This window comes from Jatrophihabitans cynanchi, from assembly GCF_027247405.1.
GTDB lineage: Bacteria > Actinomycetota > Actinomycetes > Mycobacteriales > Jatrophihabitantaceae > Jatrophihabitans_B > Jatrophihabitans_B cynanchi.
On the sequence record NZ_CP097463.1, the window covers coordinates 3,416,322 to 3,429,231 of the forward strand.

A 12,910-nucleotide genomic window follows, 5' to 3' on the forward strand; every position below is an offset into this window, starting at 1 on the left:
GAACTCTACTCGCGGGTAGCGAGCGCCCGGGTCACGTCCACGCGCAGCCTGTCGTCCAGCGTCCCGGCGAACAGATCCCCACGTTCGGCGACCCGCTGCAGCACCTCGCCCGCGGTGAACCGAAGCATGCCGCCCGACGCGACCTCGGACCACTCGAGCGGCGTCGACACCGTCGGCGTCTCGCGCGCCCGCAGCGAGTACGGCGCGACGGTCGTCTTGGCCGGGTTGTTCTGGCTCCAGTCGACGAGCACCTTTCCCGGCCGCAGCGACTTGGTCATCCGCGACACGACGAGGTCGGGGTGCTGCCGCTCCAGCCGTTGCGCCAGGTTCTTGGCGAACTGCGAGGTGAGTTCCGGATCGGCGACGGACACCGGCGCGCTCACCTGCATCCCCTTCGAGCCGGACGTCTTGGCGAACAGCGTCAGCCCGTCCTCGGCGAGCAGGTCCCGCAGCAGCAGCGCGACCTCGCAGCACTCGCCGATCGTCGCCGGCGGCCCCGGGTCGAGGTCGAACACGATCAGATCGGGCCTCGGTTTGCGCGCCCGGACCGGGATGCGCCACTGCGGCACGTGCAGTTCGAGCGCGGCAAGGTTGGCCAGGCGTACCAGCGTGGCCAGCCCGGTGACCACCACGTAGTCGATGGTCTCGCGATTCTTGGTCGAGCCGGGGACGGGCAGGTTCACCGTGCGCACCCAGTCCGGCGTGCCGCGCGCCGCGTTCTTCTCGAAGAAGAACTTCTCGTCCACGCCGTTGGGGTAGCGCTTCACGGTGAGCGCGCGGTCGGCCAGGTGCGGCAGCAGCACCGGCGCGATCCGCGTGTAGTAGTCCAGCACCTCACCCTTGGTGAATCCGGTCGCCGGGTAGAGCACCTTGTCCAGGTTGCTCAGCTGCAGGTGGTGCCCGTCCACCTCGACGGTGACCTTGCCCGAGCTGTCAGCCATCGCCGGTCGCCTCCTGCGGGTCCTTGTCGGTGCGGACGGTCCGGAACACCGGGTGGCGCAGCCGGCCGTCGTCGGTCCACATCGTGTACTCGACCTCGACCACCACGGTCGGTTCGCACCAGCTCACCACGCGCCCCGGGCTGGGTTGCGGCGGCACGTCGAGCGGGCAGCTCGCGCGTTCGTCCAGCGCGCGCCGGATCGTCGTGCGGGCCCGGGCGTCGAGCCCGCTGCCCACCTTGCCGGCAAAGGTGAACACACCCCCGCGCCGCTGCGCGAGCACCAGCGAGGACAGCTCGTCCGGTTGCCCGGCCGCACCCTCCCAGCCGACCACCACGAACTCGCCGGAGTTGACGAAGCGCAGCTTGCCCCAGTCCGGACTGCGCACGCCGGGACGGTAGGGCGAGGCGAGCCGCTTGGCGAGCACGCCCTCGAGGCCGTGCTCGCGCGCTGCCGCCAGCGTCGCCGCGCCGTCGTCGAAGAACGGGCTCAGCGTCCAACCCGGCCGCTCGGCGATCCACCGGTCGAGGGTCGCGCGCCGCTCGACGTAGGGGCGCGAGGCCAGCCCGACGCCGTAACGGCGCAGCAGGTCGAACACGACGAACGTCACCGGAGTGCCCACGGCCAGCCGCCGGGCCTGGGCGCCCGAGCGCACGTGCATGCGCGCCTGCAGCCGTTCGAAGGACGGACGGCCGCCGGCGAATGCGACGATCTCCCCGTCCAGCAACACGTCGTCGACGCCGGTGGCGAGCTCGACCAGCTCCGGATAGGCCGGGCTGATCTCGTTGCCGTTGCGGCTGCGGATGCTGACGACCCCGTCGCTGACGTCGAGCAGTGCCCGGACGCCGTCCCACTTGAACTCGAACGCCCAGCCCGGACCGTCCGGCAGCGCGCTCAAAGAACTGGCCAGCATCGGCTTCATCCGTACCATTCTGGTCAGGGACGGCACCGAGCGGTCAACGAACGCCTTCACCCGAGGCGCACAGGGACGAGGTTGCGATGCGGTCGATCTGGAAGGGCACGGTGTCCTTCGGCTTGGTGAGTATCGGCGTCAAGCTGTTCTCGGCCACCGAGGAACGCGACGTCGCGTTCCATCAGGTCCGGCGCAGCGACGGCTCGCGGATCCGCTACCGCCGGGTCGCCGAGGCCGACGGCGAGGAGGTGTCCTACGGCGACATCGCCAAGGGATACGAACTGCCGAGCGGTGAAACCGTCGTGCTGACCGACGAGGACTTCGCCGACCTGCCGCTGCCCACCGCGAAGGTCGTCGACGTGCTGCAGTTCGTGCCGGCCGAGCAGATCGACCCGATCTACTTCGCCAAGAGCTACTACCTCGAGCCGGAGAAGAACGCGGTCAAGCCGTACGTGCTGCTGCGCGACGCGCTCGCCGACAGCGGCATGGTCGGCCTGGTGAAGGTGGCGATCCGCAGCCGCGAGCAGCTGGCCACGCTGCGGGTGCGCGAGGGCGTCGTCGTCCTGGAGACGATGATCTGGCCGGACGAGGTGCGTACCCCGAACTTCGGCTTCCTCGACGAGGACGTGCAGCTGCGTGCGCAGGAACGGCAGATGGCGCAGTCGCTCGTGGAGAGCATGTCCGGCGACTTCGACCCGACCGAGTACACCGACGACTACCGCGAGGCGTTGCAGGCGGTGATCGACGCGAAGGTCGAGGGCCGGGAGTTGGTCGAGCCGGAGGAGGCGCAACCGCGGGCCGGAAACGTGGTCGACCTGATGTCCGCGCTGCGCGCCTCGGTCGAGGCGGCCAAGCGCGGCCGTGGCGAGTCGGTGCCGGACGAAGCCGCGGCCACCCGGGCGCCGGCGAAGAAGGCCGCGGCGAAGAAGTCGTCCGACACCGAGGCGCCGGCCGCGAAGACGGCCGCGAAGACGGCCGTGAAGGCGCCGGCAAAGAAGGCCGCGGCGAAGAGGTCGTCCGACACCGAGGCGCCCGCTGCGAGGACGACTGCGAAGAAGGCCGCCGCCAAGGCGCCGGCGAACAAGACGGCTGCGAAGAAGGCGGCGCGCAAGTCCGCCTAGCGCACCCGGTCTAGCGCACCCGGTCTAGCGCACCCGGCCTAGCGCGTGTGGTGTAGCACGCCGCTACATCGGGGTCTGCGTGCACGGATGCGTGCAGACCCCGATGTACGCAGCGAGGTAGGGCTGGCATGGGCCCGACCGGTGTGATCATCGCCGAATCCCCGGTGCCGTCGTCGCTGCCGGCGCGCGGCACGCGGCACGCGGCACGCGGCACGCAGAGCGCGGACGCCGTCGCGACGCGGCCGCGCCCGGTTTGTACAGTCACCGCCATGGCACGCACCCCGAGCCGCTCCGCGCCCGCCGCCCGGCTGTCCGAGATCGAATTGCCGCCGCTGGATCCGGACTCGCGGGTGTGGCCGGACCGCGGCGTGCGGGCCAACGGCGCCGACCTGTGCATCCGGCACGCGCCGGCGCTGGTCGAGGACGCCGAACCGGCGCTGCTCGTGCACGGCCTGGGCGGTTCGGCGCTGAACTGGACCGACTTCGCCGGCCAGCTGCGCACCCGCCTGGACGTGGAGATGATCGACCTGCCCGGGCACGGGTACTCCGGGCCGTCGCCGCGCCGCAACTACTCGCTCGCCGAGCACGCCCGCACGGTGATCGCCTACCTGGATCGCAGTGCGCGCGGACCGGTGCACCTGGTCGGCAACTCGATGGGCGGGGAGATCTCGCTGCGGGTCGCCGCCCAGCGTCCGGACCTGGTGCGCACCCTCACCCTGATCTCGCCCGCGGTGCCGGACGTCCGCCGGCTGCGCCTGCATCCGCTGAAGGCGAACCCGTTGATGGTGCTGCTCGTCCTGCCGGGGCTCGGCGGTGCCGCGTTGCGCCGGATCGGCCGTGCCTCGGCCGAGTCCCGGGTTCGCGGCACGATGCGGATCGTCCTGGCCGACCCGTCGCGCTATCCCGCACAGCGGCTCGCGCAGGACGTGACGGAGACCGAGGACCGTGCGGCGATGGCCTGGGCGAACGAGGCGATGCTGCGCTCGATGCGCGGCCTGGCGATGAACCAGCTCTTTCGCGCGCGCTCGACCTGGGCCGCGATCGGCCGGGTGCAGGCCCCGACGCTCGTGCTGTGGGGCGATCAGGACAAGCTGGTCGCACCGGACCTTGCCGGCTACGTCGCCGCGGCGGTCCCGGACTCTCGGGTGCTGGTGCTCACCGACATCGGGCACACCGCGATGATGGAGGATCCGCAGACGTCCGCGCGTGCCTTCTTCGGCCTGCTCGAGGACGCCGCCGCGGTCGCCCGATCCTGAGACCGGCGGGCGGGTTGACCCGGATTTCCGGGCCGCTGTGGCAACCTGGGACCCGTGGCGGACCGCGATTATCGCGAGCGGGGTGAGCTCGCTCACGCAGTCGGCACGCGTCGTCCGGACGAGCCCGGCCACCACGCCGACCACGACGTCGAAGCTGCCCGGCGCGGCGTCGCCACGTTCGGCGGCGAGTGGCAGCGCGGCGGCGGCCGCCGGGCCGTGCGCGGCTTCGTCGCCAAGTACGGCTGGCGCGCGTACGCGCTGCCGATCCTGCTCGTGCTCACCGTGGCCGCGCTGCTGACCGCGCACAACACGGTTACCACCCACTCCTCGGGCGCCGGCCCCGGCCCGAGCGGCGCGGCGCAGAACAACGCGGTCCCACCCCCGGTCGCGTCGGGCAACACCGCGCTCAAGTCGGACGCACCGGGCGCCGGCGCGCACGACACCGCGCTGCGTTCGGCAGCTTTGCCGCCGGGCGCGAAGTACACGATCAAGGGCGACGGCACCTTCCAGGTGCTCAAGGGCACCAGCAAGGTCGTCGGTTCGGGGCACCTGTTCCGCTACAGCGTCGAGGTGGAGAAGGGCATCACCGGCGTCGACGTGGCGCAGTTCGAGACACTCGTGCAGCAGACCCTGGCCGACCCGCGATCCTGGTCCGGGCACGGGGTGTCGCTGCAGCGCGTCGACTCGGGCACCGTCGACTTCCACGTCTCGCTCACCTCGGTGATGACGGTGCGGGCGCTGTGCGGCTACGAACTCCCGGTCGAGACGTCCTGCTACGTGCCCGCCGGCGACACCAGCCCGGTGAACCGGGTGGTGCTCGACGTGGCGCGGTGGGTGCGCGGTTCGGCCGCGTACGTAGGCGATCTGAACGCCTACCGCCTCTACATGATCAACCACGAGGACGGTCACGCGATGGGGCACCAGCACGCGCACGAGTGCCTGCCCGGTGGCCTCGCGCCGGTGATGATGCAGCAGACGATCGGGCTCACCGACCCCAACACCGGCAAGCTGTGCGCGGCGAACCCCTGGCCCTACCCGCCGGGTGCCGGCGGCGCGCCCGGGGCGGAGCAGCCGGACACCCCGGCGAACAGCGAGTTCCAGATCAACGGCGACTGAGTCCGCCCCTCACTGCTCCGCCGAGTGGCGAGTGGCACCGCCGAGTGGCGACCGGTTGCCCGCCACTCGGGCGGTCCGGTCGCCACTCGGCGAGAGTGCCGGGGGACAATGGGAATGCAGAGCCCCGCCGATGTGGTTCAGCCAGTACATCCGTCGAACCGTGAGGACCGTCCTGTGTCGCTGCCGCCGCTCGTGGAACCTGCCGAGTCGCTGTCCGTCGAGGAGGTGCGGCGCTACAGCCGGCACCTGATCATCCCGGACGTCGCGATGGCCGGGCAGAAGCGTCTGAAGAACTCCAAGGTGCTGGCGATCGGTGCCGGCGGCCTCGGCTCACCGACGCTGATGTACCTCGCCGCGGCCGGTGTGGGCACACTCGGGATCATCGACTTCGACGTGGTCGACGAGTCGAACCTGCAGCGCCAGATCATCCACGGCCAGAGCGACATCGGCCGCTCCAAGGCCGAGTCGGCGCGCAACTCGATCGTCGAGATCAACCCGTTGGTCACGGTCAAGCTGCACGAGGAACGCCTCGACTCGTCCAACGTGATGGACATCTTCAGCCAGTACGACCTGATCGTCGACGGCACCGACAACTTCGCCACGCGCTACCTGGTCAACGACGCGTGCGTGCTGCTCGGCAAGCCGTACGTGTGGGGCTCGATCTACCGCTTCGACGGGCAGGCGTCGGTGTTCTGGGCCGAGCACGGGCCGTGCTACCGCTGCCTCTACCCGGAGCCGCCACCGCCGGGCATGGTCCCGTCCTGCGCCGAGGGCGGTGTGCTGGGTGTGCTCTGCGGCACGATCGGTGCGCTGCAGACCAACGAGGCGATCAAGCTGCTCACCGGCATCGGTGAGCCGCTGCTCGGCTCGCTGATGGTGTACGACGCGCTGGAGATGGAGTTCCGCAAGATCAAGGTCCGCAAGGATCCGAACTGCGCGGTCTGCGGCGAACACCCCACCGTCACCGAGCTGATCGACTACGAGGCGTTCTGCGGCGTCGTGTCCGAGGAGGCGCAGCAGGCGGCGGCCGGCTCGACGATCACCGCGGCCGAACTGAAGGACCTGCTCGACTCCGACAAGCCGGTGTACCTGGTGGACGTGCGTGAGCCGGCGGAGTTCGAGATCGTCTCCATCCCCGGCGCGACGCTGATCCCGAAGGACGAGATCCTGCGCGGCGACGCGCTGGCCTCCCTGCCGCAGGACAAGCAGATCGTCATGTACTGCAAGACGGGCGTGCGCTCGGCCGAGACCCTGGCCGCGGTGAAGAACGCCGGCTTCGCCGACGCCGTGCACGTGCAGGGCGGCGTGACGGCGTGGGTCAGCCAGATCGACCCGAGCCTGCCCTCGTACTGACCCGACCGTTAGCTCAGTCCCCGGCTGATGACGGCGAGGACGGTGCCGATCGCGCGCTCGACCTCCGGCTCGGGCAGGTCGTGTAGCGGTCCGTCCAGCAGCAGGCTGGACAGGCCGTGCACGCCTGACCACGCGGCGTACTCCGCTCCGTCGCGGCGCTCTGGCGTGATCGCTCCCACCGCGACGAGTTCGTCGAGCGCGGCGCTCAGCACGTCGTAGGGGTTCGGCACCGCGTCGTCCGCCGCGGGCGCCTCCCCGGAGCCTTGGTGTGGCCGTGCGGAGCTGAACGCGGTGCGGAACCAGCCCGGTTCGGCGCGCGCGAACTCGAGGTAGGCGCGCCCGATCGCCCCGAGCCGGGCTTGCGCCCGCCGCACGCGGTCGCGGGTGGTGATGCGGTCCATCCGCTCGATCATCAACAGGCTGAGCCGGCTCATGCAGCGCTGCGCTACGGCTGCGAGCAGGTCCTCCTGATTGGCGAAGTGCCGGTACGCGGCGTTGTGCGAGACGCCCGCCTCGCGGGACGCGGCACGCAGTAGAACCGCGTTCGGACCGCCTGTGCGGGCCAGTTCGACGCCCGCGTCGATGAGCGCCTGGCGCAGGTTTCCGTGGTGGTAGGCCCGCGGCTCCCGATCGTCTCCCCGAACCATGTTGACAGTGTCCACCGGCTGTGCCAAGGTCGTCAACCGCAGATGTTGTCGACGTCAACATCGCTGGACCTGATGGAGAGCATGCCATGCCCGAACTGACCGCTCGTCGGCGAACGGTGGTGCTGGCGACGGTGTGCCTCGCCGCCTTCGCCATCAACCTGGACACCACGATCGTGAACGTCGCGGTCCCCGATCTCGCGCGCCAACTCGGCGCGACGACCAGCGACCTGCAGTGGATCGTCGACGGCTACAACCTGGCTTTCGCCGCGCTCGTGCTCACCGCCGGCTCGCTCGGCGATCGGTTCGGCCGCCGCCCGGCGCTGATGACCGGCCTGGCCGGCTTCGCGCTGGCCAGCGGAGTCGGCGCGCTCGTCGGGTCGGCCTCGGCGCTGGTGGCGGTGCGGTTCGTGATGGGGGTCAGCGCGGCGGTGATCTTCCCGACCACGCTGTCGATCATCACGAACACGTTTCCCGACCGCCGCGAGCGGGCCAAGGCGATCGGCGTGTGGGGTGCCGTGACCGGGCTCGGCGTGGCCATCGGACCGGTCACCGGCGGCGTGCTGCTGGCCCACTTCGGCTGGCCGTCGGTGTTCGTCGCGCTCGTCCCGGTCGCCGTCGTCGCGCTGGCTGCCACCTGGGCGTGGGTGCCCGAGTCCAGCGACGCCGCGCAGGCGCGCCTGGACCTGCCCGGCCTCGCGCTGTCCTCCGCCGCGATCGGCGCGCTAGTGTACACGATCATCGAGGCGCCCGGACGTGGCTGGAGCGATACGGCGACGCTGGCCGGCTTCGCAGCCACGGCCGCGCTCGTCGCCGCGTTCGTCGCCGTCGAGCGTCGCCGCGCTCGGCCGATGATCGACCTCACGCTGTTCCGCACGCCCGCGTTCTCGGCCGCGAGCGCGTCAGTGACGGTCGCGTTCTTCGCCCTGTTCGGGTTCATCTTCCTGGTGACGCAGTACTTCCAGTTCCTGCGCGGCTACAGTGCGCTGTCCACCGGCGTACGGATCCTGCCGGTCGCCACCACCATCGCCGTCGGGTCGGTCGGCGGCGTGCTGCTCGCCGGCGGGATCGGGACCCGCGCCGTGGTCACCACCGGGCTGGTCCTGCTCGGCTCCTCGTTCGGCTGGATCGCACTCTCACCGACCTTCATGCCGTACAGCCAGATCGTCGGCCAGATGGTGCTGATGGGCCTCGGCCTCGGGCTGACGACCGCGCCGGCAACGGAGTCGATCCTGTCCGTCCTGCCGCCGGCGAAAGCCGGCGTCGGCTCCGCCGTCAACGACGCGACCCGCGAGGTCGGCGGCACCCTCGGCGTCGCGGTCCTCGGCAGCATCTTCACCAGCGTCTACGCCCAGCACCTGGCCACCACGTCGTTCCGCGGCCTGCCCGGCCACGTCGTCGACGCCGCGCAGAACTCGGTGGCCGCCGCGCTGGGAACGGTCGGCCGGACTCGTGCCGGCCACGCGCAGCACCAGCTCCTCGACGGCGTGCAGGCGTCCTTCATGAGCGGCTTCCACCTCGCCTGTCTCGTCGCCACCGGCATCTGCCTGCTCGGCGTCGCCGGCGCGTCGCTGCTGCCCGGGCGCACCCGCGGGCCGTCCGCCGCCGTGACGGTGCTCGAGCCCGCGGCCGCGCTGTGACGTCCGACGATTGCGACCCGGAGCCCAGCATGACCTACCGCGAGACCAACCTCGTCGCCTCGATCGAGAGACTGTCCGGCGCTCCGCTGGTGGCACTGGCCCAGCCGCAACGTGATCACGTAGACCAGTTCCACGCCGGCGGAGCGGAGGCGGTCGACCGGCTGCTGCCCGGCCTCGGCCTCACCCCCGCGATGACCGTCCTGGACGTCGGGTCAGGTCTCGGCGGCCCCGCCCGGCAGGTCGCCCGGAGCGCCGGCTGTCGCGTCGTCGGCGTCGATATCACGCCCGCGTACGTCGAGGCGGCCCGGGCGCTCACGGACGCCGCCGGGCTGTCCGAGCGGGTCGGCTTCGAGTGCACCGACCTCGCCGCCCTCGACGCGACCGAGTTCGACGCGGCGTACACCGTCCACGTCCAGATGAACGTCGCTGACAAGACGAGGTTCTTCGGCGAGATCGCCCGCCGGCTGCGTCCCGGCGCGCGCTTCGCGGTGTTCGAGGTGTGCCGCAACGGCGCGGCCGAACCGGTGCTCCCGTTGCCGTGGTCCCTCGACGGCACGGACAGCCACCTCGTGGCTGCCGAGGAGTTGCGCGCCACGATCGAGTCCTGCGGCTTCGAGCTGCTCGACTGGGCCGACGAGTCCGCGTGGATCCGGCAGTGGTTCGAACAGACGCCGGCCCGGGTGGCCGCCGCCGCGACCCGCGCCCTGCTGCCGGCGCTGTTACAGGACGGGCCGCGCCGGATGACGAACTTCGCGGCCGCGCTCTTCGGCGGCGTCGTGTCCGTGCACCGCGGCTGCTTCACCCGCACCCGAGCGGTCCGGCCGATCGCGTGAGCGGGTGGGTTTGCCGAGCGGTGACGCGCGGGTAATGCTGCTGGTATGGACAGGTTGCTGGCGATGTTCGCGTCGGGGCAGGCGGAGTTCGGCAAGCGGGTGCATGCCGTCACCGAGTACCAGTGGGCGTCCGCCACCCCGGACACCGAGTGGAGCGTGGCCGACCTGGTGAACCACCTGATCGACGAGCACCGTTGGGTACCGCCGCTGCTGCGCGGCCTCGACCTGAGGTCCGCCGGTGAGGTCGTCGACGGTTCGCGTTCGCTGCCGGTCGACGGCGGTGTCGGGGCCAACCTGGCCCAGGAATGGGACGAGACCGCGGTCGCGTCCGCGAACGCCGTGCGCGCACCCGGCACGCTGGAGCGCACGGTGGAGCTGTCCCGCGGCCAGACTCCCGTGCGCGGCTACCTCGAGGAGCTGGTCTTCGACCTGACGGTGCACGCATGGGACCTCGGCACCGCGATCGGGTACGCCGAGCCGTTGCCGGACGAGCTGGTCGGCTACGTCTACGAGCGAGTGTCCGGGCACGGCGACCTGTCCGGCTCGGGCCTGTTCGGCAAGCCGGTCGACGTCCCCGACGACGCGCCGACGATCGACAAGCTGGTCGCCGCCACCGGCCGCCGGCCGCGCTAGGGAAGCGCACGCGCCGCGCCGCTGTTGTGCGCCTTATGGCTGATGTTGCCCAGCTGCGACTGGTGATCACCGCGGCGGACTACGACGCGGCGGTTCGCTTCTACCGCGACGTGCTCGGGCTGACCGAGAGCGCCGCCTTCGCCTCACCCGGCGGGCAGGTCACGATCCTCGACGCGGGCCGGGCAACGCTGGAGATCGCCGACCCCGCGCATGCCGCGTACGTCGACGAGGTGGAGGTGGGGCGGCGCGTGGCCGGTCACGTCCGCGTCGCATTCGAGGTGCCCGACGCCACCGAGGCGACCGCGCGCCTGGCTGGGGGTGGCGCCGAGGTGGTCGCCGCGCCGACCCGGACGCCGTGGGACTCGCTCAACTCCCGGCTGCACGCACCTGGCGGCTTGCAGCTCACTCTGTTCGAGGAGCTCGGCTAGCCAGCTCAGCCAGCTCAGCCGGCTAGCCGAGCTCAGCCGGCGATCGCGCGGACGACCGCTGCGGCCGGTGCGTCCTGCACTGACGCCCAGCCCGTTCCCGCCCACAGGTTCGGCACGCTGTCATCGCCGGCGGCAGCAGCGGCCGCGCGCAACGGGCGGGTGAGCCGGTGCACCTCGGGGTAGGCGGCCGGTGCGTCGAACCCGGCGAACCTGTTGCGCAGCCCGCGCCCGTGCCGCCCGCTGTACGCGCGGGTCAGCACCGTGTCCGGGTAGCGCCGCTCGAGCAGGGCACGGCGGTGCACCGCGGACGTCCCCGCCTCCGGCGTGCACAGCAACGCGGTGCCGACCTGTACCGCGATCGCGCCGGCAGCCGTTGCACGGCGCAGATCCGCGTCGGTCATCACGCCACCCGCCGCGATCATCGGCAGCGCCGAGACGGCGCGTACGGCCGCGAGCGCATCGAGCAGCAGGGTGCGGTTCGGCGCGTCGTCGGCGAACTGTCCCTGGTGCCCGCCCGCCTCGGTGCCCTGCACGATCAGCAGGTCGGTGCCCGCGGCCTCGGCCTGCCGTGCCTCGGCCGCCGACGTCACCGTCACCGCGACCTGGCAGCCGGCCCGGTGCAACTGCGCGACGTCCGCCGCGGGCGGGCAGCCGAAGGTGAAGCTGACCAGGCGGGGTGCGGCCGCGACGACGACCGCCAGCTTGGCCGGGTACCCGTCGTCGTCCCAGCGTGGCTCGCCGAGCGCGACGCCCAGCCGGTCCGCCTCGGGCTGCAGCCGCCGGGCGTACGCGCCGACCGCGGCCGGGTCGGCCGGTGACGACGGCAGGAACAGGTTCACGCCCAGCGGCGCGGACGTGAGCGCCTGCGTGTCTGCGATCGCCGAACGGAGCGCGCCGGGGGCGAGGTATCCGCCGGCGACGAAGCCGAGCCCGCCGGCTGACGCCACCGCCGCCGCCAGCGCCGGGGTCGACGGACCGCCGGCCATCGGGGCTTGCACGATCGGCAGGTCGCAGGGCAGCACCCGTCCAGCGTGCTCGCCGTCGGCGCCGGGTGCCAGACTTGCCGCGTGTCGGACGAGTCACTGCCGCATCGCATCCTCGCCTGCGTCGAGTCCATCCCGCGCGGGCGGGTGATGAGTTACGGCGACATCGCCGAGTACTGCGGAGCGAACACGCCGCGGCTGGTGGGGCGCGTGCTGTCACTGGACGGCGGCACGGTGCCGTGGCATCGGGTGGTGCGCTCGGACGGCTCGCTCGCGACGCACAAGTCCGACCGGCAACGCGAGTTGCTCGAGGCCGAGGGCGTGCGCTTTCGCCGCGAGCGCGTCGACATGCGCGCCTGCCGGTGGGACGGCGCTCAGAGCTGAAGGAACGCGGCGATCCGGTCCAGGTCGGCGGGCGTCAGTCCCGGGTCCGGGTCGGGGCACAGCAGCAGCGTGCCCGCCCGGGTGTCGAGCGCGGCGAGCTCGGCGGCGTTGCGAGGATCGCCCCGGAACAGCTCCAGCTGGTCGTCGGTCCAGAGCAGCCGCCGGCCGGACTCCGCGACGCGGCGCGCCGCCGGGATCTTCCACCACAGCGGCACCGGGCTCGCCCACTCCGGGGCGATCGAGATCGGGATCGGCGGCAGGCCGAGGGCCGGTGCCAGCCCGGTGACGGCCGCCGCGCGCCAGGTGCTGTGCCAGCGGATCTCGGCCCGCCGCTCCTCGTGCACCGCGGCGATGAACTCGAGCACCGGACGAGCGGCCATGATCGGCAGGTTGACCAGCCCCTGGCTCGGAACCTCGGCGCACACCACCCGCTGCACCCAGGCGTCCGCGGGCCAGGCGTCGGGCCGGCCCATGGCCAGGGCGTTGACGACGCCGTCGATATCGAGCAGCCAGACGGGCGGCCCCGGGTGCGCGGTGGACATGATGGGCAGACACTAGCCAGCCGCCGGCGTCCGGTCGGTGCCTGCCACCGCGCACGCGCGCGGCACACTGCGCCCGCGACCGGAGTGGGCGAGGCCGCGGCCGAAACTGTCAGCGCGGCGTGCTGG

Annotated in this window: 14 protein-coding genes; 9 read left to right on the top strand and 5 right to left on the bottom strand. The window is 72.1% G+C overall.

Annotated elements, in window-relative coordinates; all coding sequences use genetic code 11:
- Positions 1-5: 5 nt before the first annotated feature.
- Together ligD (M6B22_RS16625) and ligD (M6B22_RS16630) are read right to left on the bottom strand one after the other, a co-directional pair.
- A complete protein-coding gene (ligD, locus tag M6B22_RS16625; protein WP_269442687.1) occupies positions 6-941 on the bottom strand; it encodes a non-homologous end-joining DNA ligase in 936 nt (311 codons plus the stop codon).
- Positions 934-1,860, bottom strand: a complete 927-nt coding sequence (gene ligD, locus M6B22_RS16630) for a non-homologous end-joining DNA ligase (RefSeq protein ID WP_269442688.1) — start codon at positions 1,858-1,860, stop codon at positions 934-936. Before ligD (M6B22_RS16630) ends, ligD (M6B22_RS16625) begins: the two co-directional genes overlap by 8 nt.
- A 77-nt stretch (positions 1,861-1,937) precedes the next feature.
- On the opposite strand from ligD (M6B22_RS16630), the gene ku reads away from it, so the two are divergent.
- The 4 genes from ku (at position 1,938) to moeZ (ending at position 6,697) form a co-directional block, all read left to right on the top strand.
- Positions 1,938-2,972 (top strand): non-homologous end joining protein Ku, encoded by a 1,035-nt coding sequence (gene ku / locus M6B22_RS16635; protein WP_269442689.1) that lies wholly within the window; start codon positions 1,938-1,940, stop codon positions 2,970-2,972.
- A 269-nt stretch (positions 2,973-3,241) separates the two neighbouring features.
- Positions 3,242-4,228, top strand: coding sequence for an alpha/beta fold hydrolase (locus M6B22_RS16640; RefSeq protein WP_269442690.1), 987 nt, complete (start codon positions 3,242-3,244; stop codon positions 4,226-4,228).
- 54 nt (positions 4,229-4,282) lie between these two features.
- Entirely contained in the window at positions 4,283-5,344 is a 1,062-nt protein-coding gene (locus M6B22_RS16645; RefSeq protein WP_269442691.1) for a DUF3152 domain-containing protein, read from the top strand.
- A gap of 174 nt (positions 5,345-5,518) precedes the next feature.
- Complete coding sequence (gene moeZ, locus M6B22_RS16650; protein WP_269442692.1) at positions 5,519-6,697, top strand: adenylyltransferase/sulfurtransferase MoeZ; 1,179 nt, start codon at positions 5,519-5,521, stop codon at positions 6,695-6,697.
- Positions 6,698-6,705: 8 nt separating this feature from the next.
- On the opposite strand, the gene M6B22_RS16655 is transcribed toward moeZ, so the two are convergent.
- On the bottom strand, positions 6,706-7,344 hold the full coding sequence (locus tag M6B22_RS16655; protein WP_269442693.1) for a TetR/AcrR family transcriptional regulator: 639 nt from the start codon (positions 7,342-7,344) through the stop codon (positions 6,706-6,708).
- Positions 7,345-7,430: 86 nt separating this feature from the next.
- Here M6B22_RS16655 and M6B22_RS16660 point away from each other — a divergent pair, with 86 nt between their 5' ends.
- From M6B22_RS16660 to M6B22_RS16675, 4 genes are read left to right on the top strand one after another with little or no spacing between them, the layout of a single operon-like run.
- A complete protein-coding gene (locus M6B22_RS16660; RefSeq protein WP_269442694.1) occupies positions 7,431-8,981 on the top strand; it encodes an MFS transporter in 1,551 nt (516 codons plus the stop codon).
- A gap of 29 nt (positions 8,982-9,010) precedes the next feature.
- The gene (locus tag M6B22_RS16665; protein ID WP_269442695.1) at positions 9,011-9,814 is read left to right on the top strand and encodes an SAM-dependent methyltransferase; all 804 of its coding nucleotides are present in this window, start codon (positions 9,011-9,013) and stop codon (positions 9,812-9,814) included.
- Between the two features lie 45 nt (positions 9,815-9,859).
- Entirely contained in the window at positions 9,860-10,447 is a 588-nt protein-coding gene (locus tag M6B22_RS16670; RefSeq protein ID WP_269442696.1) for a TIGR03086 family metal-binding protein, read from the top strand.
- 35 nt (positions 10,448-10,482) lie between these two features.
- On the top strand, positions 10,483-10,875 hold the full coding sequence (locus M6B22_RS16675; RefSeq protein ID WP_269442697.1) for a VOC family protein: 393 nt from the start codon (positions 10,483-10,485) through the stop codon (positions 10,873-10,875).
- A gap of 32 nt (positions 10,876-10,907) precedes the next feature.
- On the opposite strand, the gene M6B22_RS16680 is transcribed toward M6B22_RS16675, so the two are convergent.
- Positions 10,908-11,897 (bottom strand): nitronate monooxygenase, encoded by a 990-nt coding sequence (locus M6B22_RS16680; RefSeq protein WP_269442698.1) that lies wholly within the window; start codon positions 11,895-11,897, stop codon positions 10,908-10,910.
- A 45-nt stretch (positions 11,898-11,942) separates the two neighbouring features.
- On the opposite strand from M6B22_RS16680, the gene M6B22_RS16685 reads away from it, so the two are divergent.
- Positions 11,943-12,242, top strand: coding sequence for an MGMT family protein (locus M6B22_RS16685; protein WP_269442699.1), 300 nt, complete (start codon positions 11,943-11,945; stop codon positions 12,240-12,242).
- On the opposite strand, the gene M6B22_RS16690 is transcribed toward M6B22_RS16685, so the two are convergent.
- Positions 12,233-12,784, bottom strand: coding sequence for a hypothetical protein (locus M6B22_RS16690; RefSeq protein ID WP_269442700.1), 552 nt, complete (start codon positions 12,782-12,784; stop codon positions 12,233-12,235). The two genes, M6B22_RS16685 and M6B22_RS16690, sit on opposite strands and share 10 nt — an antisense overlap.
- Positions 12,785-12,910 lie beyond the last annotated feature (126 nt).

Bases quoted from the DNA above. Each gene is read 5' to 3' on its own strand.
- M6B22_RS16675 (WP_269442697.1), top strand. From the start codon at position 10,483: ATGGCTGATGTTGCCCAGCTGCGACTGGTGATCACCGCGGCGGACTAC.
- ligD (WP_269442687.1), bottom strand. From the start codon at position 941: ATGGCTGACAGCTCGGGCAAGGTCACCGTCGAGGTGGACGGGCACCAC.
- M6B22_RS16660 (WP_269442694.1), top strand. From the start codon at position 7,431: ATGCCCGAACTGACCGCTCGTCGGCGAACGGTGGTGCTGGCGACGGTG.
- M6B22_RS16665 (WP_269442695.1), top strand. From the start codon at position 9,011: ATGACCTACCGCGAGACCAACCTCGTCGCCTCGATCGAGAGACTGTCC.
- M6B22_RS16670 (WP_269442696.1), top strand. From the start codon at position 9,860: ATGGACAGGTTGCTGGCGATGTTCGCGTCGGGGCAGGCGGAGTTCGGC.
- M6B22_RS16690 (WP_269442700.1), bottom strand. From the start codon at position 12,784: ATGTCCACCGCGCACCCGGGGCCGCCCGTCTGGCTGCTCGATATCGAC.
- ligD (WP_269442688.1), bottom strand. From the start codon at position 1,860: ATGAAGCCGATGCTGGCCAGTTCTTTGAGCGCGCTGCCGGACGGTCCG.
- ku (WP_269442689.1), top strand. From the start codon at position 1,938: ATGCGGTCGATCTGGAAGGGCACGGTGTCCTTCGGCTTGGTGAGTATC.
- M6B22_RS16640 (WP_269442690.1), top strand. From the start codon at position 3,242: ATGGCACGCACCCCGAGCCGCTCCGCGCCCGCCGCCCGGCTGTCCGAG.
- M6B22_RS16655 (WP_269442693.1), bottom strand. From the start codon at position 7,344: ATGGTTCGGGGAGACGATCGGGAGCCGCGGGCCTACCACCACGGAAAC.